Genomic DNA, 23,937 nt, shown 5'->3' with positions numbered 1-23,937 from the left:
CTGTGCGGACCACGCGGCGGACGAGAACTCATCGCGCCCGGCGGCACTGACCGCATCCGGCCAGGTGCGCGGCCGGTCGCCTCAGGCGGGCCGCCTCAGCCGACCTGCCACACGTGCAGCAGGTGGTCGCGGGTGGTGAGCACGGGCCGCCAGGTCGACGGGACGCCGGGCAGCGCGGCCTTCGCGGCGTCGCCGCAGCGGGGGCAGGCGTCGCTGCCGACGCTGTAGGACACGACGTAGTCGCCCGCCGCCGGTCCCGTCGCGTTCGTCAACGGCCGCAGGTGGCCGCGCCACACCCGGTGGCCGGTGCGGCTCACGAAGTAGATCGGGAGGACGCGGTAAAGCTTCGTGTCCGCCCAGACGGTACGGGCACCGGAGCGGGCCAGCCAGGACCGGAACTCCGGCAGCGCGTCCGACGACACGCGCGGCGAGCCCGCCCAGCCGGGCGCGCCCGGACGGCCGAGCACGGCGAGCCCGGTCGTGAGGAGCGCGACGGAGCACACCACCACCGCGGGGGCGAGCGCCCGCGCCCGCGCCGGCCGCCGTACGGCGCGACCGAGCAGCCACAGTGCCGCGACGCCGCCCAGCACGAAGGCGGGGAACACCGGGTACCAGTAGCGCAGGAGCTGCAGGCGCAACTTGGGATGGGCCGGGTTCAGCACGCCGCCGAGGAGCGTGAGCGGCACCCACAGCAGCGCGATCCACAGCGCGAACACGCCGGCCCGCCGCGTGTCCGGACCGGCCTGAGCGCCGCCGCGCCACGCCCGGACGAGGCGGACGGCGCAGACCGCGCCCGCGGCCAGGGTCAGGGCGAGGAGGAGCAGCAGCCCCGGCCCCTCGGGGAGCGTGGCGAGCTGCTGCGGCAGCCGCCACAGGTACACCCACAACGGCAGGTCGTGGAAGGTCTTGGCGACCTCCGGGCGGGACGGCAGGTCGCCCAGGCCCGATCCGGCGTGCAGGCGGGCGAGCGGGTCGCCGTACAGCCACGCGTTGAACGCCGTCTCGCCCACGCCCGTCAGCGCCACCGGCGTGACCAGGCACAACGACTCCCGGAGGCCGATCCGCCGCCACAACAGCACGGGGACCAGCGGCCAGACGAACACGATGAACTCGCGGACCAGGTAGCTCCAGCCGAGCAGCACGCCGATCACGACGAGCCAGACCCGCCGGTGGCCGAGGAGCCCCCGGCGGAGCGCGACGGCCAGGGCGACGGCCGCGGTGAACAGGGCGGTGGCGGGCAGGTCCGGCAGCAGCTCGGTGCCCGCGACGACGACGATCCCGACGCAGCCGAGGACCACCGCCGACACCGCGCCCACGAGCCGGCCGAACAGCAGGCGGCCGATCGCGTACACCGACCCGAACAGCAGCAGCGCCGCCGCGATCGGGAACGCGTGGTAGGTCGCCTCGGAGTAGCCGAAGACCTTCATCACCAGGGCGGTCGGCGCGGTCAGCCCGATCCGCAGGTACTGGTGGTCGAAGATCGGGTTCGGCGGCCGGGACGGGAACGACCGGGCGGCGTCCATGTAGCGGCTGTGGTCGACCGGCTGCGGCACCGACAGGTCGAGGACCAGCAGCACGGCGTACGCCGCCAGCAGCGCGGCGGGCGGCAGGATCTCGGCGGGCGGCGGCAGCGCGTCGCGGCGGCGGCGCGGGGCCGCCGCCGCGACGGCCGGCTCGGAGGCGGTGGCCGGCATCAGAAGACGACGTGCTCCTCGGCGGGCCCGTGGAACGCGACCCGGCCGTGCCGCATCAGCTCCTCGTCGCTGACCTTCCACGTGTGGGCCTCGCGGTCGCCGCGCACGGAGACGAAGTTGAACCGGTCCGCGGAGTAGATCCCGACACCCTCGGCCTGGGCCCGGCGCAGCAGGTCGCTGTCCACGGCGCGAGGCAGGTCGGAGAACCGCAGCCGCCGCATGACGTCACCGTCGGCGAGGATCGTGCCGCCCTGGATGAGCTCCGCCTCGGTGTGCTCCAGGTGCGGGAAGCGCAGCAGGGTCACCCCGTGCGTGCGCATCTCGCAGTAGTGCGCGCCCTTCCCGACCAGGCCGGCCGTCGTGTGGTCGAAGGCGTAGGCGAGGTCGCTCAGGTAGTGCGGCCCGTACAGGTTGTCGTCGTCCATCTTGGCGAGGTACGCGCCGTCGGCCGCGTCGATGCCGAGGTTGAGCACCGCGCCGAGCGTCAGGCCCGCGTCCGCGGACCGCACGACGACGTTCTCCAGCCCGGCGGCGCGAGCCTTGGCCGCGGCCCGGTCGGAGGAGAAGCCGTGCGTGACCAGGACGAGCTGCAGCGGCCGGTGGACCTGCCGGGCGACCTGTTCGATGGCGTGGTCGATCTGCTCCGGACGGTTCGTCGGCAGGACCACCGAGATCGAGCGCTCCCGCCGGGGCGCGGACACGCCCGCCGCCGACAGGATCGCGTCGGCCCGGTGCCCGTACAGGTGCTCGGCGAAGACCTCGCGCATGGCCAGGTGGCCGATCCGGTCCCGTAGATCGGCGCTCTTCATCAGCTCGACCAGCGCCTCGGTGGTCTGCTCCGGCGTGGTCGAGAGCCGTACGAGGTCGCCGAAGACCTCCTCCAGGGCGCGCGAGTGCCCCGACACCACCGGGGTCCCGCAGGCCGACAGCTCGAACACGCGCCGCGCGCACATCGTCGGCGACTTCGTCACCGAGTTGACGTTGAGGAAGATCTTGTACGCCTTGTACGCGGCGAGCATCTTCTCGTACGGCAGCGAGCCGACGATGTGGTCGGCGTACTCCGGCGGGAACTGGAAGTCCGGGTCGTCGGAGATGCGGCTGTAGATGTGCAGGTCGAACTCGCGGGCCGGGGCGAGGATCGTGTCCATCTGCGCCGCGCGCTCGGGGTACTTCTTGGAGTGGTACGTCCCGGCGAACGCCACCTCGTACTTCCGCCCGCCCGGCACGGCCACCGGGTTGTGGATCCGCGGCTGCGCGCCGAACGGCAGCAGCGCGACCCGGTCGTGGCCCAGCGCCTCGACGTAGCGCGGGATACAGTCGGCGTCCACGGTGAAGACCCGGTCGAACAGCTTCGCCGTCTCGATGAACCGGTCGAAGTTCGGCGGGTCCTCCTTGTTCCAGAAGACCGTCGGGATGCCCTGGGCCCGGCACCAGGCGACGAGGTCGCGCACGGGCTGCTTCGGCGCGCCCGCGGCGCTCATCATCGTCGCCCAGCGCCCGTCGTTGCCGTGCCAGGCCGACTCGACGAACAGCAGCGCGGGCTTCTCACGCTCCAGGACCTGGCGCCAGTCGTCCGGCCCGAACCGTATCTGCTGCCACTCGTACCGGAACGCGGTCGCGGAGAACACGTCGAGGATCACCGCGACCTTCAGGTCGCGCGCCACCGGGCCGTCCGGGACGACGACCTCCGGGATGGCGATCGCCGAGTAGTGCCCGGTCTGGTCCGGCGAGCCCGTCGTGGTGTCGGGCTTCGGCTCGGTCAGGCGCGGCGGGGTCTTCAGCGCGCTCGCCAGGTTCTTGGGCAGCTTGAGCGCGTCGGTGGGCCGCTTGGCGCTCCACAGCGCCTCGCCCACCCGCCACCACTTGCGGTTCTTGGTGGACTTGAGCTGCCAGGTGACGTAATCGGTGCGGTACGACTGGTGGGCCAGGCGCGCCTCGAGGTTCTTCATCCGGGCGTTGACCTGCTCGTAGCGGGCGATCGCGATGTCGTAGCGCCGCATCCGCTCCTTCTCGTCCTGCATCGCCTCCTGGATCGCGATGAACGCGCGCTCCATCATCGGCTGGGAGTCGAGGATGAGCCGGTCCGGGTCGGCCATCGGCCCCGGGTGGGCCCGGACCCGCAGGTACCTGTCGACGATGTCCAGACTCTCGATCGAGACGTACGGGGCGAGCATCCGGACCAGGGTGTCCACGTAGAAGGTGGCGTAGTGGTCGTGATGCTTGCTGAGGCCGAACGGCGTCGTCAGCGCCAGCACGCCGTCCGGGCGCAGCACCCGCGCGGCCTCCTTGAGGAAGGGGGAGGCGTCCGGGATGTGCTCGACGATCTCGCCCATGATGACGGTGTCGAACGAGGCGTCGGGCAGGTCCAGGGCGCTCGCGTCCGCGAGCCGGAAGTCCAGGCGCGCGCGCACGTCCTCCGGCTCGGCGTCGCGCTCCTTCTTCGCGTACTCGATACGGTCGGCCTGAATGTCCACACCGAGCACGGTCAGCCCGCGCCGCGCGCACAGGATCGAGGCGATGCCCTGCGAGCACCCGACGTCGAGCACGTCTCCGGTGGCTTGGCCGACGAGCCAGTGGATACGATCACGTGCGACCCGCTGCGTGCTTTCGGCCCAGATCTCGCCTTTGTAGACCTCGGAGATGCGATCGGAATTAGCCATTGAGCCTCATGTCGTCGGGAGTGGCGCAGAGACGCTAGCCGCGCCCGGCGAACGGACGGTGTCGTGCAGACGACGCCGGGGTAATCGACGGAGAATTAAGGTGGTCACCGTGGCTGAGATCGGCTCCACCCGGTAGATGGCATCTCCGCATCCGCCGGAGACGGTCCTGGGGTGGGTCCGTGACGTCGTGGGCGGCCGGATCACCTCGATCCGCTCGATGGGGGCGGGCTCGACGACCCTGCACGCGATCGACGCCGGGACCGATCCGGTGCGCCGCCTGGTGGTCCGCCGGTTCCACGACACCGCGCGGCTGCGGACCGATCCCTGGTACGTCCCGGCCGTCGAGGCGGCCGTCCTGGAGCTCCTCGACGACACCGAGGTGCCGGCGCCGCGTCTCCTCGCCGCCGACCCGTACGGCCGGCTCTGTGACGTTCCCGCGCTCCTCGTGACACGGGTGCCCGGCCGGCACGCGGTCCGGCCCTGGGACATGGACGCCTATCTGACGGAGATCGCCCAGGCCCTCGCGCGGGTCCACGAGGTGCCGCCGGAGGCGGACCTGCGAAGGTACGCGCCGTACCACGACCCGGCGGTCCACGGTGAGCGGCGCCCGCCCGTCTGGTCGGGCAGCCCCGAGCTCTGGCAGCGGGTGTTCGAGGTGATCTCGGGTTCCGCGCCGGAGACGTCGACCGGGTTCGTCCACCGCGACTTCCATCCGGGGCAGATCCTGTGGTCCGGGGACCGGCTGACCGGCATCGTCGACTGGACCGCCGGGTGCGGGGGGCCGTACGGCGTCGACCTGGCCCGCATGCGTATCCACCTGGCCATCGAGTACGGCGTCGAGGTCGCCGAGCGGTTCCTGGCGGTCTACCAGCGGATCGCCGGACCGGACGGCCACCACCCCTACTGGGACCTGCTGGACGCCGCCGACATGATCCTCGGCATGCCCGTGCCGGAGACCCAGGCCGCCGCCGACGGGTACTCCCGGTTCGAACACTGGACGGCCATCGCCCTGGCGAGCGTGTGACCCCGACGGACGCGGGGGTCCTGATCCACCCCGCGCCGGACGACACCGTGGAATCGGTCGTCCGCCCACGGCGCGCGATCACGTCCGAAATCGGACACGCGTTGTCATTTTCTGTGAAGCCGCCGTTTCTTCCCCTGTATTGACCTGCGGAGTTACGGTGGAAGTGTTCCGGTAGTAGGCGGGTGTGCCGATCCTTAGTGGATCTTCCCAAATGAATCGCACCGCCCAGCCCGCCGTTCCCGGAACCTGAGATGGAGAGGCCCGTCGATCCGCCCCAGTAGATCCAGCCTCTCCACAGCCCGGCCTCTCGCGCATCCGGGGCCGGTGATAAGGGCGCTGGGCGCCGCGGGTGACGAGACACCGGCGTCCAGCGCCCCACCGGTGTGAAGGACCCGGTCGTGGCCTGGAACAGGGCGGACGGGATAATGACCTGTCATGGAGGAACGTCTCATCGACAGGATCGGCCGGCGCGCGTCGGTCGTCGGGCTCGGCACCTGGCAGCTGGGGGCCGACTGGGGGCAGGTGGAGGAGCGGGACGCCGTCGCCGTCCTCGAGGCGGCGGTCGAGTCCGGGGTCACGTTCCTCGACACGGCCGACGTCTACGGCGACGGGCGGAGCGAGCAGATCATCGGCCGCTTCCTGCGCGACCACCCCGGCCTCTTCGTCGCGACGAAGATGGGGCGCCGGGCCCCGCTCGATCCCGCCGAGTACACCCTGGACAACTTCCGCGCCTGGACCGACCGGTCGCGCGCCAACCTCGGGGTCGACACCCTCGACCTCGTCCAGCTCCACTGCCCGCCGACGCCGGTCTACTCCAGCGACAAGGTGTTCGACGCCCTGGACACCCTCGTCGACGAGGGTCGGATCGCCGCGTACGGCGTCAGCGTCGAGACGTGCGACGAGGCGCTCACCGCGATCGCCCGGCCGGGCACCGCCAGCGTCCAGATCATCCTGAACGCCTTCCGGCAGAAGCCCCTGGAGCGGGTGCTGCCGGCCGCCGCCGAGGCGGGCGTGGGGATCATCGCCCGCGTGCCGCTGGCCTCCGGTCTGCTGTCGGGCCGCTACCGCCACGACACGGAGTTCGGCCCCGAGGACCACCGGACGTTCAACCGGCACGGAGCGGCGTTCGACGTCGGCGAGACCTTCTCGGGCGTGGACTACGACACCGGGGTGGAGGCGGCGGCGGAGTTCACGGCGCTGGCGGCACCGGGGGCCACCCCCGCGCAGACGGCGCTCCGGTGGATCATCCAGCAGCCCGGCGTCACCACCGTCATCCCGGGGGCGCGCAACCCCGACCAGGTCCGCGCCAACGCCGCCGCGGCCGGCCTGTCCCCGCTGCCGGAGGCGACGCTCGACGCAGTGCGCGATCTCTACGACCGCCGGATCCGCCCGCAGGTGCACCACCGCTGGTGAGCCGGGCCCGACCGCAGACGCGCCCCCACCGGTGAGCCGGGGACGCTCCGCCCGGCGACTCTCGCAGATCTCGGCATGTGCATCATGCACATGCCGAGATATGATTCGCCTACATTCGGGCGCCGGCCGCGCCCCCGACGCGGGTCACCCTGTCGATCCGCGGCCCGTCGAGGGCCGACCGCGCGGGCGGTGCCGTGGAGGGGGTCACATGCGGCGCACCGACCCGGACGTCCCATCATCGGATCGGGACTGGCGAAAGAGCCGGTACAGCAATCCCAGCGGCTGCTGCGTGGAACTCGCGCGGGTGCCGCCGCCCGCGCCCGTCGCGGGCGGGCGGTCACCCGAGCCGGAGCACCCCGCGGGCGATACGCCCGGCCGGGCCTGACCACCGGCGGCACACGCCTGTCGTGGAGCTCCACGGTCCCGCGGGCGGTCCGCCCGCTCCGGCCTGACCACCGGCGCCACGCGCTCGTGCCGGAGCCGTGGTGGGGTCCCTGACGTACGGCGGACGGGTACGACCGGAGGCATGGGGCCGGAATAACATGCCGTCCGGCTCCGGGCCAGCCTTGGCCCGGGCGATGGCCGGACCCGGACGAGCAGGTCGGCCGGCCGCGTCGCGCCCGCTCGCCGGTGAATCCGCCGATCACGTGCGCGGCCTGCGCGACGCGTCGGAGGCGGCTTCGCGCCGCGTGCGTGGCCCGACCACGGCGTGCGGCGGTACCGACAGGTAAGGTCATGACCAGCGTGGGGGAGCGGGAGGTGGGCGTTGAACGACCGTCTATGGACGTGGCCGAACGTATTGAGTTTTGCTCGTCTGATCGGCGTTCCCGTCTTTCTGTGGTTGGTCCTCATCAAGGAGGACTGGTGGGCACTGGGCATCCTGGTCTTCGCGGGACTGTCCGACTGGCTCGACGGCAAGCTGGCGCGGATGCTCGACCAGACCAGCGAGCTCGGCACGCTCCTCGACCCCGCGGCCGACCGGCTGTACATCTTCGCGACGCTGATCGGGCTGGTCGTCCGGGGCGTCGTCCCCCTGTGGGTGGCGCTGGTCCTGGTCGCCCGTGAGGTGTACATGGCCGTGCCCCTCACCGTCCTCCGGCGGCACGACTACGACGCGCTGCCGGTGCACTTCGTGGGCAAGACGGCGACGCTCTGCCTGCTCTATGCCTTCCCGCTGCTGTTCCTGGGGGCGCATTCGGGAACCTATGCGACCGTCGCGAAGGTCATCGGCTGGGCGTTCACCATCTGGGGAACCGGTCTGTACTGGTGGGCCGCCGTCCTCTACACCGTCCAGGTCCGCCGGCTCGTGCTCGCGGACCGCGGCTCCGGCGAGCTGAAGGGAGCGGAACCCCTACCATGATCGGCGTACCCGCGAAGGAGTGGCTCCAGTGAAGGCCGTGGTGATGGCGGGCGGGGAAGGGACCCGTCTGCGTCCGATGACCGCCAACCAGCCGAAGCCGCTTCTTCCGGTGGTCAACAAACCGATCATGGAGCACGTGCTGCGCCTGCTGAAGCGGCACGGATTCACCGAGACGGTCGTCACCGTGCAGTTCCTCGCCGCGCTGGTCCGCAACTACTTCGGCGACGGCGAAGAGATCGGCATGGCGCTGAGCTACGCGACCGAGGAGATGCCCCTGGGCACCGCCGGCAGCGTCAAGAACGCCCAGGACGCGCTGCGCGACGACCGTTTCCTGGTCATCTCCGGTGACGCGCTCACCGACATCGACCTGACCGACATGGTGCGCTTCCACCGGGAGAACGGCGCGCTCGTCACCATCGGCCTCAAGCGCGTGCCGAACCCCCTGGAGTTCGGCATCATCATCGTGGACGACGACGGCCGCATCCAGCGGTTCCTGGAGAAGCCCACGTGGGGCCAGGTGTTCTCCGACACCGTCAACACCGGCATCTACGTGATGGAGCCGGAGGTGCTCGACCACGTCGCGGCGGGGGAGTCCGTCGACTGGTCCGGCGACGTCTTCCCCAAGCTGCTCGCCGAGGGCGCCCCGCTGTACGGCTACGTCGCCGAGGGCTACTGGGAGGACGTCGGCACCCACGAGAGCTACCTCAAGGCGCAGGCCGACATGCTGTCCGGCAAGATCCGGGCCGAGCTGGACGGCTTCGAGATGTCGCCGGGCGTCTGGGTCGGCGAGGGCGCCGAGGTCGACCCCGAGGCGACCCTCAAGGGCCCGCTCTACATCGGCGACTACGCCAAGGTCGAGGCGGGCGCGGAGCTGCGGGAGTTCACCGTGCTCGGCAGCAACGTCGTCGTCAAGGAGGGCGCGTTCCTGCACCGTGCCATCGTCCACGACAACGTCTTCGTCGGCCCGCTGACCAACCTGCGCGGCTGCGTCGTGGGCAAGAACACCGACATCATGTCCGCCGCCCGCATCGAAGAGGGCGCGATCATCGGCGACGAGTGCGTGATCGAGGCCGAGGCGTACATCTCCAGCGAGGTCAAGGTCTATCCCTTCAAGACGATCGAGGCCGGGGCGGTCGTCAACACCAGTGTCATCTGGGAGTCCCGCGGCCAGCGCACGCTGTTCGGGCCGCGCGGCGTGTCCGGGCTGGTCAACGTCGAGATCACCCCCGAGCTCGCGGTGCGGCTGGCCAGCGCGTACGCCACCACGCTCAAGAAGGGCGCGAACGTCACCGCCTCGCGCGACGCCTCACGGGCGGCCCGTACGCTCAAGCGCGCCGTGCAGAGCGCGCTCACCGCCAGCGCCATCAACGTCCAGGACCTGGAGGCCTGCCCGGTCCCGGTCGCGCGCTACGAGACCGCGCGGGAGGACTGCTCGGGCGGCATCGTCATCCGTACGACCCCGGGCGACCCGCAGGGCGTCGACATCCTCTTCCTCGACGAGAACGGCGCGGATCTCTCCCAGACGGCACAGCGGAAGCTGGAGCGGGTGTTCAGCCGGCAGGAGTACCGCCGGGCGTTCCCCGGCGAGATCGCGGAGCTGACCTACCCCGCCCGCGTGTTCGAGAGCTACGCTCGCGACCTGCAGCGCTGCATCGACCTGCGCGGCGTCCGCGAGGCCGAGCTCAAGATCGTCATCGACTGCGCCGGGGGTACCGGCTCGCTGGTCCTCCCACAGCTTCTCGGCCGCATCGGGGTCGAGGTGCTCACGGTGAACAACCGCCTCGACGAGGTGTCGCCGACCGAGACGCTGGCCGAGCGCATGCGCGACCTGCAGCGGCTGGGCGACCTGGTGTCCTCGTCGCGGGCCGCGTTCGGAGTGCGCTTCGACACCGTCGCCGAGCGCATCAGCCTCGTCAATGAGAACGGCGAGCTGATCAGCGACGACCGCGGGCTGCTCGTCGTCCTCGACCTCGTCGCCGCCGAGCGGCGCGGCGGCCGGGTCGCGCTGCCGGTCACGACCACGCGGGTGGCCGAGCAGGTCTGCCGTTTCCACGGGGTGCAGGTCGAGTGGACCTCCACCTCCCAGGACGTGCTGACCAAGGCGACGACGGCGGACGACATCATCTTCGCCGGAGACGGCCGGGGCGGGTTCGTGATCCCCGAGTTCAGCCCGACGGTCGACGGGGTGGCGGCGTTCCTCCGGCTGCTCGGCCTGATCGCGCGCACCCGCCTCACGCTCTCCCAGATCGACCAGCGGATCCCGGAGGCACACCTGCTGAAACGGTCGGTGCCCACCCCGTGGGCGGCCAAGGGCAGCGTCATGCGGCACGTCGTCGAGGCGGCCGGCGACCGTCCGATCGACACGACCGACGGCGTCCGCGTCATCGAGGACGACGCGAGCTGGGTGCTCGTCCTGCCCGACCCGGCCGAGGCGGTCACCCACCTGTGGGCCGAGGGCGCCGGCCGGGACACCGCTCAGGCGCTCCTGGAGACGTGGGCCGGCGTCGTGGAGGCCGCCGGTTCATGATCGACCAGGAGGACGGCGCGGCCCCCGACCGGCCGCGCCCGGACGACCACGGCCCTGGTGCCGTCGCCGCCGGAGTACGCGCCGACGAACCGGAACCGGCCGACGGCGCGGCGCGGCCGGCGGGGGCGGACGAGCGGGACGGGACCGGTGCCTCGCCGAAGGCCGCGGGAACGGTCGAAGCGACGGCGCGGCCGGCGGCAGCGGACGAGCAGGATCGGCCCGGCGTCCCGCCGGTGCCGCCGGGAACGGCCGGGCCCGTCCCCGCGGACCGGCCGCGGCGCCCGTGGTGGCGGCGATGGGCGCGGCGGCTGGGCCTGACGGCGCTCGTCCTGGCCGTCTGCGCCACCCTCTTCTCCTTCATCTACAACGCGGCCACGGCCGGCCGCGTCCGCCCACCGGCCGGGCTGACCTACGTACGGACCGGTGACCTGCTGACCCGCTACCGCGCGTGGGGAAGCGGCGGCTCGCCGATCGTCCTCGTGCACGGGGCGGCCGAGTCGGCCGACACCTGGGAGCCGGTCGCCGAGCTGCTCGCCCGCGACCACCGGGTGTACGCGCTGGACCTCAACGGGTCCGGGTACACCTCGCGGCGCGCGCCGTACGACCTGGACCACCAGACGCGGCAGCTGCTCGCCTTCCTCGACGCGCTCGGCCTGCGCCGGCCCGTGCTGGTCGGGCACTCCTCGGGCGCGGCGGCGATCGCGGACGCGGCGCTGCGCTCCCCGGATCGCGTCGGCGGCCTGATGTTCCTCGACGGCGACGCCCTCAGCACCGGGGCCGGGCCGCCGCCCGCCTTCCGGCACCTGGTCATCTCGCCGTACCGGACCACGATCCTGCGTCTCGTCGTCCGCTCCGACTGGGTCATCCGCACGATCTACTCCGCGCAGTGCGGCCCGGGGTGTCCCCGGCTGGACGCGGCGGGGGTGGAGGAATGGCGCAGGCCGTTCCAGGTCGCCGGCGCGGAGTCCGGGATCTGGGGGATGCTGCGGTACGGCGTACCCGGCCTGCCCCCGGACAGGCTGACGCGGCTCCGCTCGACCGGGATGCCCAAGTCGGTGGTGTACGGCGCGGAGGACCACGTGTTCGCCAAGGACTCCGCGGCGCAGACGGCCCGCCGGATCGGCGCTCCCGACCCGACCCTGATCCCCGGGGCCCGGCACCTCACGCTGATCTCCGCGTCGTCGCAGGTCGCGCGTGCCGTCGAGGACCTCGCCGCCCGCCGTACGCCATAGCGCCCGTCAGCGGCCGCGCGAGCGCCGGAGCCTGCCGGACACCAGCGCCGGCCCGGCGTGCACGGTCACCCCGGCGAAGTCCCCGGCGACCTCGGCCACCCAGTACGTCCGCTCGATGACCACCGCGGGGACGCGGCTGATGACCGGGGTACGGCCCCCGCCGGTGAACTCCGCGGTGACCGCCGACACGCCCGTGGGCAACTGGCCCCAGGCCAGCGCCCACCCGGCGCCCCCGCGCGGGTTGCGCCACGCGCCGCGCAGCAGCGACACCGACACCGGGGTCGCCACGCAGACGTCCGCGAGCCGCAGTCCCTCGTACACCTCGAGAGCGGCGCGATCGGCGGCGGCCCGGCCGATCCGCACCGACCAGCCGCTGATCGGCAGCCGCATGAGCGGGATCGCGCCCGCCTGTTCCCCCATCGTTCCCCCATTTGCCCTGCTGCGCATGGGGACCAGTTCATCGTCCGTTTCTGCGAAGGCTGTGCACGTTTCCTAAGAGTTCGCTGTGAAATGCCGCCGATCAGGGGTGATGCCGTGGTCCGGCCGGGGCCGCGCTGTTGGGAGAATGTCCGGATGAGTGAACGGGGAGCGCGCTGGAACCGGCCCGACGCCTCGATGTCGCTGCTCGCCGATCTGCTGGCCGGCAAGGACCTCGATCCCGGCTACGAGGCGGCCGCCGCCCGGCGGGCCGCGACCGGCGTGCGGCGCGGCCGGGCCGGACGGTGGGCGCGCCTGCTCGCCGGCACCCTCATCATCGGCCTGCTCGGAGCGGTCGCGGTCGTCCAGGTACGCCGCGGCGAGCCGGTCGCGCAGCGCCAGCGCAGGGCACTCCTCGGCCAGATCAGGCAGCGGACGGCGGAGGACGACGGCCTGCAGCGGCAGGCCGACCGGCTCCGCCGTCAGACCGACGGACTGCGCCGGGCCGGCCTGGCCCGCAGCGACGCCGGCCGGACCGCGCGCCAGGAGATGGACGGGCTGGCCGCGGCGGCCGCGGTCGGTCCCGTCCACGGCGCCGGGCTGACCGTGGTGCTGGACGACTCGCACACCCGGGGGGACCCGCAGGACGGCCGCGTCTCCGACCAGGACATGCAGCGGCTCGTCAACGCGCTGTGGGCGGCCGGCGCGACCGCCGTCGCCGTGAACGGGCAGCGGATGGCCGCCACGACCGCGATCCGTTTCGCCGGCGACGCCATCCTCGTCGACTACCGGCCGCTGTCCCGGCCCTACACCGTCACCGCTCTTGGCGATCCGGGCGGCCTGGAGCGGTCGTTCTCCGGTTCCGTGGCCGCCCGATCATTCCGTACTCTCAAAGCCGCGTTCGGCATCCGTTTCGACATCCGCCAGGAGGACAGCGTGCGACTCCCCGCCGCACCCGCCCCCACTCTCCGCTACGCGGGGGAGGTGCCGGCGAAGTGATCGCTCTGGTCGGTCTCGTCGCGGGGGTCGCCCTCGGCCTGTTCTTCCATCCCGACGTGCCGTTGTGGCTGCAGCCGTACCTGCCCATCGCGATCGTGGCGGCGCTGGACGCCATGTTCGGCGGCCTGCGCGCCCGTCTCGACGGCGTCTTCGACGAGAAGGTGTTCGTCGTCTCGTTCCTCAGCAACACGATCATCGCCGTCCTGATCGTCTTCTTCGGCGACCAGCTCGGCGTGGGATCGCAGCTGTCCACGGGCGTGGTGGTCGTCCTCGGCATCCGGATCTTCTCGAACGTCGCCGCCATCCGCCGCAAGCTCTTCCAGGCTTGAGTGAGGGGAGAGGGCGCATGAGCGAGGCGGAGCCGGACGAGCGCGAGACCGCCGCGGCGAGGGAGCCCGGCGAGCGGGCACCGGTGACGCCGCGCGGGCGTCGTCTGGCCGGGCGGCTCGTCATCGGGGTGCTCTGCGCGGTGCTGGGGTTCGCCGCGACGGCCGAGGTGCGGTCCAACGACCGGAGCACGAAGTTCGCGACCGCCCGGCAGGACGAGCTGGTGGGCATCCTGGGCGACCTGTCGCAGCGTTCGGAGCGGCTGCGCGGCGACATCCGGGACCTGGAGAACACCAAGGCCGGCCTCGAACGCGACACCCAGGGCCAGACGGCGGTCGAGGACGCCCGGCGGCGCGCCGCGACGTACGGGATGCTCGCCGGCACCCTTCCCGCCGCCGGTCCCGGCATCCGGCTGACGATCGACGACCCGCGCGGCCGGCTGCGGGCGGAGGACCTCCTCGACACGCTGGAGGAGCTGCGCGACGCCGGAGCCGAGGTGATCCAGGCCGACGACGTGCGGGTCGGGGTCAGCACCTACTTCGCCGACGCGGCGTCCGGGGGAGTCGTCGCCGACGGGCGGCTCCTGACCCGGCCCTACGTCTTCCTCGTGATCGGCGATCCGCACACGCTCGCGACGGCGCTCGGTATCCCGGGCGGGGTCCTGCAGACGTTGCGCAACCTCGGCGCGCGGGGCGCCGTGGCCCAGGAGCAGAGGATCGTGATCCGTGCGGTACGGTCGCCGTAGACCATGGCGGCGCCCGGCGCCGGCCGCGCGTTCACCGCGCGGCGGCGTGGACCGACGATCACTGTCGAAGGTAGCTTGATGAGACAGGACTCTTGTCGTGGTTGACCCCTCGGTCATTGCCGCGTAAGTTGCGGCAACCGTCGTCATGGCGGACGAGGGACTGAAAGCGCCATCGCCGACGGCGCTCGAAGGGGGGATCGTGTGCTGAGGCCGACCGGAGGTACGGTGCCGGGGTCGTCGGTGCTCGACCTCCGTGCCGTACGGTGCCAGAGGCACACCCGAGGCCATAGGTAGGAGGCCGAGCCGATATATGCCGAGCGTCTACTGCACGCAGTGTGGTCACGCCAATCCGGAGAACGCCAACTTCTGCTCGCAGTGCGGAACCCCGCTCTCGCGTAGTGCGGTGCCCCCGGTGCCGGGCGAGCCGGGCGACTCGACGTCGACGATCTCCCTCGGCGCGATCCCCGACGTGGAGCCGGGCGAGGAGCTGTCCCCGGACCAGATGGCGGTCGAGGCGCTGCCGCCGGACACCGCGCTGCTGGTGGTGAAGCGGGGGCCGAACGCCGGAAGCAGGTTCCTGCTCGACAGTGACCGGACCACGGCGGGTCGCCACCCCGAGAGCGACATCTTCCTCGACGATGTCACCGTGTCCCGCCGCCATGCCGAGTTCTACCGCAGGGGCGCGCAGTTCTCCGTGCGCGATGTCGGGAGCCTGAACGGCACCTACGTCAACCGGGAACGGATCGACGAGGCCGGGTTGTCCGGCGGCGACGAGGTCCAGATCGGCAAGTTCCGACTGGTGTTCCTCACCAACCCGCAGTACGCCGCCGAAGGAAGGGGCGACGGCCGGCCGGCGGGAGGGCCGTGAGGAAGCCGGAGGCACGGTGTGGCAGAGGCTGAGAGGGCGCGTGGCGACCGCGCGCTCGTGGACGCCGTGAGCGACGGGCGCCGCGCGGGCGCGCGAGCGCGGGGTGACGGCGCGCGGGTCCGTGTGCCGTCGGGCCGGGGGTGTCGATGAGCCAGTCCGCCGCCCGTGCGTACATGACGATCGGCGAGGTCATCGGCCTCCTGTCCGCCGAGTTCCCGGACATCACGGTCTCGAAGATCCGATTCCTGGAGGCGGAGGGCCTGATCGAGCCGGAGCGTACCCCGTCCGGGTACCGGAAGTTCGCCCCCGCGGACGCGGAGCGGCTCAGGTTCATCCTGGCCGCCCAGCGGGACCATTACCTGCCGCTGCGGGTCATCAAGGAGCACCTGGACGCCGCCGACCGCGGGCTGGAGCCGCCTCCGCTGGCCGGACGCCGGCGGGCACCCCGTGGCCTCGTCGCGACCGACAGCACGGCCGACGAGAACGCCGAGGTACGGCTGACCCGCCGGCAGCTCGTCGACGCGGCCGGCATCGATCCGGACGCGCTGACCGACCTGGAGGAGTTCGGCCTCGTCCGCCGGAACGGCGGCCACTACGACCAGGACGCGCTCGCCATCGCCCGCGCGGCGGCGGCGCTGCGGTCCTTCGGGTTCGAGGCCCGTCACCTGCGCGCGGTCAAGGCCGCCGCGGACCGGGAGGTCGGCCTGATCGAGGCGGCGGTGGCGCCGGCCATGCGGCAGCGCAGCCCGGGCGCGCGGGACCGCGCGGCCGAGACCGCGCGGGAGATCGCGGCCTTGTCGCTGAAGCTGCACGCCGCCCTGGTCTCGACCGGGTTGCGGGAAGGGCTCGACCCCTAGGGATCATGATCCTGACTCCGTCTCCCCTCCCCGGCTTGACGCGCCTCGGGTGTACGTTGGCTACAAGGGTTTCGGGTAGCCGTCTCAGCAGGGAGCCGCTGTGAAGCAGATGGAGGTCGTCGGCGTACGGGTCGAGATGCCCTCCAACCAGCCCATCGTGCTGCTGAAGGAGACGGACGGCGACCGTTACCTGCCGATCTGGATCGGCGCGGTCGAGGCCACCGCGATCGCCTTCGCCCAGCAGGGTGTGCTGCCGGCCCGCCCGCTCACGCACGACCTGTTCCGCGACGTGCTGGAGGCGTTCGACATCCAGTTGCGGACGGTGAACATCACGGCCCTGCGGGAGGGCATCTTCTTCGCCGATCTGGTCTTCTCCAACGGCGCCGAGGTGAGCGCCCGTCCTTCGGACTCCATCGCCCTCGCCCTGCGCACCGGTGCGTCGATCTTCGCCAGCGAGGACGTGCTCGACGAGGCGGGCGTGGCGATCCCCGACGAGCAGGAGGACGAGGTCGAGAAGTTCAGGGAGTTCCTGGACACGATCTCGCCCGAGGACTTCGGCCGCGCCACCTGAGCGGCGCCTCTTCTCACCTGAGCCGTCTCTTCGCGAGGCGTCTCCGTCTGCCCGAGCGCTCGTGTCCGGGCGGCGATATCGATGATCGCCCTCTGTGTCCGAGTGGTGCTCTTCTTCCGGCACGGGAGGCCGCCCGGACGACTCCTCTCGGTAGCAGGATCGTAATCCCGGGGGAAAAGTTCCGTACCGCTTCGCGGTAACCTTTGTGCCGCGAAGAGCGTCACTACGTGGGTAGGTGCCGTCGATAGCGCCGAATATGGGGTTTAGGCGGCGTCGTAGCGGTTTGTGTTGGCTGCGACGCGCCGACCGCGAACGTTGACCCTGCAGGGGCCGCGACCTACCGTGCTGCTTGAACACCTGCGGCGTAATTCCGTCAAACCCCCTTGGTGGATCGCTGCGGGATGATAGAGCCGGAGGTCCGCGTGGCGGCAAGCAGCGGCGAGGGCAAGGCGGCCCGCGAAAGGCACGATGCGTCTCAACGCGCCGGGGAGCAAGGTCTCCTGTTCGGCGGGAGCGTGTCGCCCCTGCCCGACGACGTCGGGTTTCGCGGCCCAACGGCATGCGCCGCGGCGGGCATCAGCTACCGCCAGCTCGACTACTGGGCGCGCACGGAGCTGGTCGTGCCCAGCGTGCGCTCCGCCCATGGCTCGGGGTCCCAGCGCCTGTACAGCTTCCGCGACATCCTGGTGCTGAAGGTCGTGAAGCGGCTGCTGGACACCGGGGTCTCCCTGCAGCAGATACGCACCGCGGTCGAGCACCTGCGGGACCGCGGGGTGCACGATCTTGCGCACATCACCTTGATGAGCGACGGCGTGAGCGTCTACGAGTGCACGTCCCCCGACGAGGTCGTCGATCTGGTGCAGGGCGGGCAGGGGGTGTTCGGGATCGCGCTGGGACGGGTATGGCAGGAGGTCGAGGGCAGCCTCGCGGAGATGCCGGCCGAACGCGCGCACGCGGGCGGCGACAGCCCGCACGACGAGCTGGCCCGGCGCCGGCGGGTGCGCAAGACCGGCTGACCCCATGGATCCGTTTGTTCCCCCGATCTCACCGAGAGCGAGCGCCTTGAGCCTCACCCAGCAGCAGGACGACAAGGAGTTCACCCGGTCGCCGAGCCACTTCGCCGACCGCATCACCGCCGACGGCTCCTCGCCGTGGCCGGTCGAGGCGGGCCGGTACCGCCTGGTGGTCAGCCGCGCCTGCCCCTGGGCCGGCCGCGCGTTGATCGTCCGGCGGCTCCTGGGGCTGGAGGACGCGATCTCCGTCGGGGTCGTCGACCCGATCCAGGACGAGCGCAGCTGGCGGTTCACACTCGACGCCGACGACCGTGACCCGGTCCTCGGCATCCGCTTCCTGTCCGAGGCGTACGCCAAGGCCGAGCCGGACTACGACGGCGGCGTGAGCGTCCCGGCGATCGTCGACGTGCCCAGCGGGCGGCTCGTCACCAACGACTACCAGCGGATCACGCTGGACCTGTCCACCGAGTGGACCGCCCACCACCGGCCCGGCGCGCCGGACCTGTACCCCGAGCGGCTGCGGGACGAGATCGACGCCGTCAACGCCGAGGTCTTCCGCGACGTCAACAACGGCGTCTACATGGCCGGCTTCTCCCGGGACCAGGAGGCGTACGAGGGCCACGTCCACCGGCTGTTCGAGCGGCTCGACGCGCTGTCCGAGCGCCTCGAGGACCGCCGCTACCTCGTCGGCGACACGATCACCGAGGCCGACATCCGGCTGTTCGTCACCCTGGTCCGGTTCGACGCCGTCTACCACGGCCACTTCAAGTGCAACCGCCGCAAACTCACCGAGCTGCCGGTGCTGTGGGCGTACGCCCGTGACCTCTTCCAGACGCCGGGCTTCGGCGACACGGTGGACTTCGACCACATCAAGCGGCACTACTACTACGTGCATCACGAGATCAACCCGGCGCGGATCGTCGCGGTCGGCCCCGACCCGCGCGGCTGGCTGACGCCGCACGGCCGCGAGGAGCTGGGCGGCCGGCCCTTCGGCGACGGCACCCCGCCCGGTCCCGTTCCCGCCGCCGAGCGCGTGCCCGATCTGGGCTGACGGCCGATGACCGGATGACGGTCAGAGCGCGTCTTTGCGCTGCAGGTAGGACAGCGACGCCCAGCCGGGCAGCACGGGCAGCCAGAACGTGTGCAGCCGGAACAGCAGCACCGCCGAGGTCGCCGTTCCGGCCGGCAGCCCGGCGAGCGTCAACCCCAGCGACAGCGCGCCCTCCACGGCGCCGAGCCCGCCGGGGGTGGGCGCGGCCGAGCCGAGCGCGTTGCCGGTGAGGAACACCACCGCGACGGTCGTCAGGCTCAGCGAGCCGCCGAACGCCCGGATCGACGCGTCCAGGCAGGCGACGAACGCGACCGTGAGCAGGATCGTGCCGCCCAGGCCCGTGGCGAGCTTCTTCGGCGACTGGAGCACGTCCAGCAGGCGGGGGAGCACCCCGGAGAACATCGAGCGCATCCGCGCGGCGACGAGCCGCCGCAGCGGCCCGACCGACAGCACGATGATCGCCAGCACGGCCGCCGCGAGCAGCGAGATGATGATGATCCGCGACGGCGGCAGTGACGGACCGTAGTTGCTGCCGGTGATGTAGCCGAACAGCGCCAGCATCAGGATGTGCGAGCCCATGCCCGTCAGCTGCGAGGCGCCGACGCTCGCGGCCGCCTGGCCGGCCGGCACGCCCGCCCGCTGGAGGTAGCGCGTGTTCACGGCGATGCCGCCGACCGCCGCGGGCGCGACCAGCTTGACGAAGGACGAGACGAGCTGCACCAGGATGGTCCGGCCCAGCGAGAGCCGTTCCGGCACGAACCCCATCAGCATCAGGGCCGCGGCCAGGTAGCTGACGGCCGAGGCCAGCGCGCCGACCGCGAACCACCGCAGGTCCGCGTGGGCCACGAGGTGAGGCAGATTCACGTTGCCGAGCTGGGACAACAGGAGGTACGCGCCGACGGTCCCGGCGATCACGCTCAGCAGGGTGCGCGGCCGGAACCGGTCGAGCCGCAGCGGCTGGGCCGCCGTCACGAGCTCCGGCCGCAGCACGCGGATCTGCTCCCGGATCCGGCTCAGCAGCTTCTTGTCCCTGCGCAGCGCGTTCCTCGTCGACTGGGCGAGCACGACCTTCTGCAGCAGGGGCACGGCCGCGCCGAGGGTCTCCACGCCGAGCACCCCGGAGGCCGTGCGCACGGCCCGCTCGGCGCCGACGCGCAGCGCCAGTTCGGTCAGCAACTGCGCCAGGTCGACGCGCAGGACGAGGTCGCCGGCGGCCGTCTCGCCGCCACGCAGGTCGACCAGGTACGGCCGGCCGGCCTCGTCGACGAGGATGCTCTCGCTGACCAGCCGGCGGTGCGCGAGGCGCCGGTCCTGCAGCAGCTTCAGCTGGGTCCAGATCCCGGTGAGCAGTTCGTCGGTCAGCTCCTCGTCGGGCAGGTCGGCGAGGAGCCGGCCCGGGACGTGCTCGTAGGCGAGCAGGGCGGCCTCGCTGCCCACCTCCGAGGTCACCAGCAGCAGGGGCGTCGACGCGCCCGCCGCCGTCGTGGCGTAGGACATCAGCGACTCCTGCTCCAGCGAGCGGCGCAGCGACCGGATCGTACGGCGCGGCATCTCACCGCGCAGCCGCGCCCGCCGCCACAGGCGGTACAGCAGCCCGGCCGTCTGCTGGTCGCGGTCGAGCACCGTGACGTCGACGGACCGGCCGTCGGTGAGCGTCGCCGTGTAGCGGCGGGTGTCCTCGGGGCCGGCGCCCACGCGCGCGGCGCGGACCGGCACCAGCCCGACGCGCCGGAGCGCGGCCACCACGGCGTCACCGGGCGGGCGGATGCTCGGCGAGCCGACCGCGTACAGGGTGCCGTAGCCGACGGCGCGGCCGATGAGGTACGTCGTCAGCACCGCGAGCGGGGTGATCGCGCCGGTGGTCAGCGACGCGACCGCGTCCAGGCCGATCACGCTCCAGGTCACGAGCTGCCATCGGGTCCGGCCGCCCAGGCCGACCGCGGTGACGTAGGCGATGACAGGCGTGATGTCGATGTGGGCCGGTCCGGGGAACCACCCGCCGTGCCGCTTCCACGTCAGGTACCAGGCGAGGTCGCGCATGCCCGCCGCCGTCATCCACGAGTCCAGGCTGAGGGAGACGAACAGCGCGGCCACCGCGGCGACGACGCCGATCACCACCCGCAGCCCGTCCCGGCCGATGACGCGGGCGACGCCGAAGGCGACCGGGACGGCCAGGACACCGATGCCGGAGGCCAGGTTGGCGAGGGTGAGGAGCAGGTGCGGTGCCCGCTCGGTGCCGTTGGCGATGTCGGAGGCCAGCCCGCTGGTCGTGTGCCGCGCGATGTGGGCCAGCACCAGGATGAGCCCGATCATGCCCACCGTCAGCAGGAAGCGGATGGCGTCGGACGGACGCCGGATCCGCCGCGGCAGCGACGGCTCGGCGACCGGAACCTCGGCGGCCGGAGCCTCCGCTCCGGGAGCCTCGGCGGCCGGAGGCTGGGCTGCCGGGGTCTCGGCGATCGGGCCCTCGGCAGCCGGAACCTGCGCTGCCGGAGCCTCGGCGACCGGGTCCTCGGCGGCCGGTCGGGCGCCCTGGACGTCTTCGCCGGCCCGGGCCGCCGCGTCCACGAGGCCGTTATCGGCGGACGGGGGCGACTTGCCGGGGACCATGCGGTCGGGACCGGGGGATTCGTTCACGGACACGCAGTGAATCCTTCCAGGCCATCGCCTGGAGCGCGCGGGAGGTGTCCGATGTGCCGCCCGATCGATGCCCCGCCCGATCGATGCCCCGGCCGGACCGGGGATGACCTCGTCGTGCCGTGCCGCCGTCCGGAGACGGCCGCCACGCCGTACCGCGCCCTGGCCGACCGAGGCGACGGCGCGACCGCCGGCCCGGACCAGGCCCCGCGCGATATCGGCGTGCCGCGGCGCCGGTTCCGCGCCGCGCGGCCCCGGCCCTGAGCCGGCCGTCAGCGGAAGTCGTCGAGGTGGTCGGCGACCCATTGGCGCAGTGACCGTGGCGGGACGCCGGTGACCTCCTCGACCGTGGAGGTCAGGACCGGCGGCGGGCCGGCGAGCATGGCGGCGTAGCCGTCGAGCAGCACGTCGACGAAGGAGTCGGGGAAGGTCTCATCGGCCAGCAGGCGCTGCCGGGCCTGGTCGCGGCTCAGCTCCGCCCAGCGCAGCGGCCGCCCCAGGACCTCGCCGATGACGCGGACCTGCTCGGCCTGGGTGAGCACTTCGGGGCCGGTGAGGGTGTAGGTCGCGCCGTCGTGCCCGGGGCCGGTCAGCGCCCGGGCCGCGACCGCGGCCATGTCGGCCTCATGGATCAAGGACATGGGCAGCGCGCCGTACGCGCCGCGGACCACGTCGCCGGCCCGGATCTGGTCCGCCCACCACAGCGTGTTGACCGCGAAGGTGCTCGGCCGCAGCACGGTGGACTCGATGCCGCAGTCGTGGACGAGCCTGTCCTGCTCCTCGAACGGCAGATCGGGGACGCCGCCCGTGCCGAGGAAGACGATCCGGCGGGCCCGCGCGGCGATCAGGTCCAGCACGGCCGGGAACCGTTCGCCGGCGCGCAGCGGCCACAGCAGGAAGACCGCGTCGATCCCGGCGAGGCACGCGTCGAGGGTCGAGAGGTCGGCCAGATCGCCGGGCACGATCTCGACGTCAGCCGGGAGGCTCGCGGTCCCCGGGCCACGGGTGACCGCCCGTACGGCGTGGCCGGTCTCCCGGAGGAAGGTGACGAGGTGGCGGCCGATGTTCCCGGTGGCGGCGAAGACGAGGATCTTGGTGTTCGTCATGCGCCGATCTCACCGCGACGTCCCGGCGTCGCGACAGCCGGCGGGCGCGAATCGCCGGGAACCGTCATCCGGGCGTCGTCACCGGACGGATGCCGTCAGTCCTGCTGCGAGCGGGACCCTCACCTGCGTCATGCGGATGCGTGCGCACGTGGAGGGGACCGCGCATGGCCTGATCGGGTCCCCCTCACGCGGAGGATCGAGATCAGAATGCGAGGCCGGATGCGTCAGGCCGCGGCATGGCCATCGCGTTGGGGAAGGGTACGCCGCCGCCCTCGACGATCGCTCGGGCCAGCGGCCGGAGCAGGTCGGCCAGCCGGGCCGCGCCGTCCGGGCCGAGGGCGTCGAGGGGCGGGCGGGCGAGCCGGTCGGTCAGGTCCTCGATCGCCTGGCGTTCGGCGCGCCCGTCCGGGGTGACGGCGCCGTCGCCGTCGAGGAGGCCCCGGGCGCGCAGCCGGCCGGCTGCGGCCGCCCACTCCTCTTCGGTCCAGCCTCGGTGGTCGCGTTGCTCGGGCGGGGTGAGACCGAGCGCGCCCGAGAGGACGTTCGCCTCGCAGCCGTCGATGCCCGCGGTGAGCAGTGCGGCGATATGCCCGTCCCCGCGGAACTCCCGGAGCGCGGTCGCGGCGTGCCACAGCGCCAGGTGCGGCTCGGCCGGCCGGGGGAGCGCCGCGTGCGCCGCGAACATGACGCGACCCGCGACGGGTGACGCGTCGACCGCCCGCCCCGCGAGGGCGGCGGCCTCGGCGACGGCGGGGCCGTCGATCAGATCGCCCGCCAGACGGCGCAGGGCGCGATCGACGATGGCCGTCCGGGCGGCGAGGACCGCCGTCGGTGAGGAGCGTCGCCAGACGTCCGGGATCGCGCGGGCCACCATGCGCGGCGCGAAATTGTGGAACGCCGCCGTCACCACCTCGGCCGGGGCGGTGCCGAGGGCGGCGGCCCGCGAGGCGAAATAGCCCCGCCAGAAGCCCGTCAGACCGGCCTCGGCGTAGGCGTCCCGCGCCTCGGGAACGAAATAGACGAACGCGTGACAACACTCGATCAGCCGCCAGATCTCGTCCATCGCGTTTCCTCATGCGCGGGAACCGGGAGGCCGATCGTCGCACGGACATCCGCGCGAGATCCGCGCGAGGGGAGGGAAGCATGATCGTGACCGGTATGCGGCTACCTGTCCTCCGGTAGGGTGGAATGGCCGTCGACCTCGTACGGGAGAGTCCTCGCACAGCGTGGTGCGGGGCGCCGAAGGAGCAACCCTCCCCGGAACCTCTCAGGCACAAAGGACCGTACGAACGAGGCACCTCTGGAAAGCAGGACCGGTGATCCACACCGGGCCTCACCGAAGGTGCAAGCCGCGCCCCGGCGCGGTGAAGCTCTCAGGTTCACCTGACAGAGGGGGAGACCGGCCACCGGCCTGCCCGGTGGTGGCTGCGCATCCA

Annotated in this window: 20 protein-coding genes and 1 riboswitch; of the genes, 14 read left to right on the top strand and 6 right to left on the bottom strand. The window is 72.4% G+C overall.

The annotated features are described in order from the left end of the window. Positions 1 to 95: 95 nt before the first annotated feature. Together ABD978_RS05015 and ABD978_RS05010 are read right to left on the bottom strand one after the other, a co-directional pair. Positions 96 to 1,694, bottom strand: coding sequence for a glycosyltransferase family 39 protein (locus tag ABD978_RS05015; RefSeq protein WP_345349011.1), 1,599 nt, complete (start codon positions 1,692 to 1,694; stop codon positions 96 to 98). After that, on the bottom strand, positions 1,694 to 4,354 hold the full coding sequence (locus ABD978_RS05010) for a methyltransferase domain-containing protein (protein WP_345349008.1): 2,661 nt from the start codon (positions 4,352 to 4,354) through the stop codon (positions 1,694 to 1,696). The genes ABD978_RS05015 and ABD978_RS05010 overlap by 1 nt, the downstream gene beginning before the upstream one ends. Positions 4,355 to 4,490: 136 nt before the next feature. Here ABD978_RS05010 and ABD978_RS05005 point away from each other — a divergent pair, with 136 nt between their 5' ends. The 6 genes from ABD978_RS05005 to ABD978_RS04985 all read left to right on the top strand — a co-directional run bounded on the left by ABD978_RS05005 (position 4,491) and on the right by ABD978_RS04985 (position 11,910). Then, entirely contained in the window at positions 4,491 to 5,378 is an 888-nt protein-coding gene (locus ABD978_RS05005; protein ID WP_345349005.1) for an aminoglycoside phosphotransferase family protein, read from the top strand. Positions 5,379 to 5,813: 435 nt separating this feature from the next. Next, positions 5,814 to 6,791, top strand: a complete 978-nt coding sequence (locus ABD978_RS05000) for an aldo/keto reductase (protein ID WP_345349002.1) — start codon at positions 5,814 to 5,816, stop codon at positions 6,789 to 6,791. Positions 6,792 to 6,891: 100 nt separating this feature from the next. Continuing rightward, positions 6,892 to 7,176: a DUF397 domain-containing protein gene (locus ABD978_RS43765; RefSeq protein WP_425550670.1), complete on the top strand. Its 285-nt coding sequence runs from the start codon at positions 6,892 to 6,894 to the stop codon at positions 7,174 to 7,176. A gap of 381 nt (positions 7,177 to 7,557) precedes the next feature. Next, positions 7,558 to 8,151: a cardiolipin synthase ClsA gene (gene clsA / locus ABD978_RS04995; protein ID WP_345348999.1), complete on the top strand. Its 594-nt coding sequence runs from the start codon at positions 7,558 to 7,560 to the stop codon at positions 8,149 to 8,151. A 28-nt stretch (positions 8,152 to 8,179) separates the two neighbouring features. Beyond that, positions 8,180 to 10,678, top strand: coding sequence for a sugar phosphate nucleotidyltransferase (locus ABD978_RS04990; RefSeq protein ID WP_345348996.1), 2,499 nt, complete (start codon positions 8,180 to 8,182; stop codon positions 10,676 to 10,678). After that, positions 10,675 to 11,910 (top strand): alpha/beta fold hydrolase, encoded by a 1,236-nt coding sequence (locus tag ABD978_RS04985; protein WP_345348993.1) that lies wholly within the window; start codon positions 10,675 to 10,677, stop codon positions 11,908 to 11,910. Before ABD978_RS04990 ends, ABD978_RS04985 begins: the two co-directional genes overlap by 4 nt. A 6-nt stretch (positions 11,911 to 11,916) precedes the next feature. Here the strand turns inward: ABD978_RS04985 and ABD978_RS04980 are convergent, their stop codons facing one another. Next, positions 11,917 to 12,330, bottom strand: a complete 414-nt coding sequence (locus ABD978_RS04980; RefSeq protein WP_345348991.1) for a hypothetical protein — start codon at positions 12,328 to 12,330, stop codon at positions 11,917 to 11,919. A 153-nt stretch (positions 12,331 to 12,483) separates the two neighbouring features. Here ABD978_RS04980 and ABD978_RS04975 point away from each other — a divergent pair, with 153 nt between their 5' ends. The 8 genes from ABD978_RS04975 (at position 12,484) to ABD978_RS04940 (ending at position 18,758) form a co-directional block, all read left to right on the top strand. Next, a complete protein-coding gene (locus ABD978_RS04975; protein ID WP_345348988.1) occupies positions 12,484 to 13,326 on the top strand; it encodes a DUF881 domain-containing protein in 843 nt (280 codons plus the stop codon). Further along, positions 13,323 to 13,655, top strand: a complete 333-nt coding sequence (locus ABD978_RS04970) for a small basic family protein (protein WP_345348985.1) — start codon at positions 13,323 to 13,325, stop codon at positions 13,653 to 13,655. Before ABD978_RS04975 ends, ABD978_RS04970 begins: the two co-directional genes overlap by 4 nt. Before the next feature lie 17 nt (positions 13,656 to 13,672). Beyond that, entirely contained in the window at positions 13,673 to 14,398 is a 726-nt protein-coding gene (locus ABD978_RS04965) for a DUF881 domain-containing protein (protein WP_345348982.1), read from the top strand. A 310-nt stretch (positions 14,399 to 14,708) separates the two neighbouring features. Beyond that, positions 14,709 to 15,266, top strand: coding sequence for an FHA domain-containing protein (locus ABD978_RS04960; RefSeq protein WP_345348979.1), 558 nt, complete (start codon positions 14,709 to 14,711; stop codon positions 15,264 to 15,266). A 146-nt stretch (positions 15,267 to 15,412) separates the two neighbouring features. After that, a complete protein-coding gene (ftsR, locus tag ABD978_RS04955) occupies positions 15,413 to 16,123 on the top strand; it encodes a transcriptional regulator FtsR (protein WP_345348976.1) in 711 nt (236 codons plus the stop codon). A gap of 100 nt (positions 16,124 to 16,223) precedes the next feature. Further along, positions 16,224 to 16,694: a bifunctional nuclease family protein gene (locus tag ABD978_RS04950; RefSeq protein WP_345348972.1), complete on the top strand. Its 471-nt coding sequence runs from the start codon at positions 16,224 to 16,226 to the stop codon at positions 16,692 to 16,694. 422 nt (positions 16,695 to 17,116) lie between these two features. Continuing rightward, a complete protein-coding gene (locus tag ABD978_RS04945; RefSeq protein WP_364441874.1) occupies positions 17,117 to 17,710 on the top strand; it encodes a MerR family transcriptional regulator in 594 nt (197 codons plus the stop codon). 46 nt (positions 17,711 to 17,756) lie between these two features. Continuing rightward, the gene (locus ABD978_RS04940; RefSeq protein ID WP_345348969.1) at positions 17,757 to 18,758 is read left to right on the top strand and encodes a glutathione S-transferase family protein; all 1,002 of its coding nucleotides are present in this window, start codon (positions 17,757 to 17,759) and stop codon (positions 18,756 to 18,758) included. Between the two features lie 21 nt (positions 18,759 to 18,779). Here the strand turns inward: ABD978_RS04940 and ABD978_RS04935 are convergent, their stop codons facing one another. The 3 genes from ABD978_RS04935 to ABD978_RS04925 form a co-directional block, all read right to left on the bottom strand. Continuing rightward, entirely contained in the window at positions 18,780 to 21,401 is a 2,622-nt protein-coding gene (locus tag ABD978_RS04935) for a lysylphosphatidylglycerol synthase transmembrane domain-containing protein (RefSeq protein WP_345348966.1), read from the bottom strand. A gap of 266 nt (positions 21,402 to 21,667) precedes the next feature. Beyond that, on the bottom strand, positions 21,668 to 22,501 hold the full coding sequence (locus ABD978_RS04930) for an NmrA family NAD(P)-binding protein (protein ID WP_345348963.1): 834 nt from the start codon (positions 22,499 to 22,501) through the stop codon (positions 21,668 to 21,670). 202 nt (positions 22,502 to 22,703) lie between these two features. Continuing rightward, entirely contained in the window at positions 22,704 to 23,564 is an 861-nt protein-coding gene (locus tag ABD978_RS04925; RefSeq protein WP_345348960.1) for an SCO6745 family protein, read from the bottom strand. 133 nt (positions 23,565 to 23,697) lie between these two features. Beyond that, positions 23,698 to 23,795, top strand: a riboswitch (glycine riboswitch). Positions 23,796 to 23,937: the final 142 nt, after the last annotated feature.

This window comes from Actinoallomurus liliacearum (assembly GCF_039542035.1).
Taxonomy (GTDB): Bacteria; Actinomycetota; Actinomycetes; order Streptosporangiales; family Streptosporangiaceae; genus Actinoallomurus; species Actinoallomurus liliacearum.
The sequence above is the reverse complement of the archived record's forward strand: the minus strand, read 5'-3'. Positions and strand labels throughout refer to the sequence as shown.

What these genes read in the sequence shown, in the direction of transcription:
- ABD978_RS43765 (WP_425550670.1), top strand. Translation starts at nt 6,892, where the DNA reads ATGATTCGCCTACATTCGGGCGCCGGCCGCGCCCCCGACGCGGGTCAC.
- ABD978_RS05005 (WP_345349005.1), top strand. Translation starts at nt 4,491, where the DNA reads ATGGCATCTCCGCATCCGCCGGAGACGGTCCTGGGGTGGGTCCGTGAC.
- ABD978_RS04965 (WP_345348982.1), top strand. Translation starts at nt 13,673, where the DNA reads ATGAGCGAGGCGGAGCCGGACGAGCGCGAGACCGCCGCGGCGAGGGAG.
- ABD978_RS04960 (WP_345348979.1), top strand. Translation starts at nt 14,709, where the DNA reads ATGCCGAGCGTCTACTGCACGCAGTGTGGTCACGCCAATCCGGAGAAC.
- ABD978_RS04925 (WP_345348960.1), bottom strand. Translation starts at nt 23,564, where the DNA reads ATGGACGAGATCTGGCGGCTGATCGAGTGTTGTCACGCGTTCGTCTAT.
- ABD978_RS05010 (WP_345349008.1), bottom strand. Translation starts at nt 4,354, where the DNA reads ATGGCTAATTCCGATCGCATCTCCGAGGTCTACAAAGGCGAGATCTGG.
- ABD978_RS05000 (WP_345349002.1), top strand. Translation starts at nt 5,814, where the DNA reads ATGGAGGAACGTCTCATCGACAGGATCGGCCGGCGCGCGTCGGTCGTC.
- ABD978_RS05015 (WP_345349011.1), bottom strand. Translation starts at nt 1,694, where the DNA reads ATGCCGGCCACCGCCTCCGAGCCGGCCGTCGCGGCGGCGGCCCCGCGC.
- ABD978_RS04985 (WP_345348993.1), top strand. Translation starts at nt 10,675, where the DNA reads ATGATCGACCAGGAGGACGGCGCGGCCCCCGACCGGCCGCGCCCGGAC.
- ftsR (WP_345348976.1), top strand. Translation starts at nt 15,413, where the DNA reads ATGAGCCAGTCCGCCGCCCGTGCGTACATGACGATCGGCGAGGTCATC.
- ABD978_RS04975 (WP_345348988.1), top strand. Translation starts at nt 12,484, where the DNA reads ATGAGTGAACGGGGAGCGCGCTGGAACCGGCCCGACGCCTCGATGTCG.
- ABD978_RS04980 (WP_345348991.1), bottom strand. Translation starts at nt 12,330, where the DNA reads ATGGGGGAACAGGCGGGCGCGATCCCGCTCATGCGGCTGCCGATCAGC.
- ABD978_RS04930 (WP_345348963.1), bottom strand. Translation starts at nt 22,501, where the DNA reads ATGACGAACACCAAGATCCTCGTCTTCGCCGCCACCGGGAACATCGGC.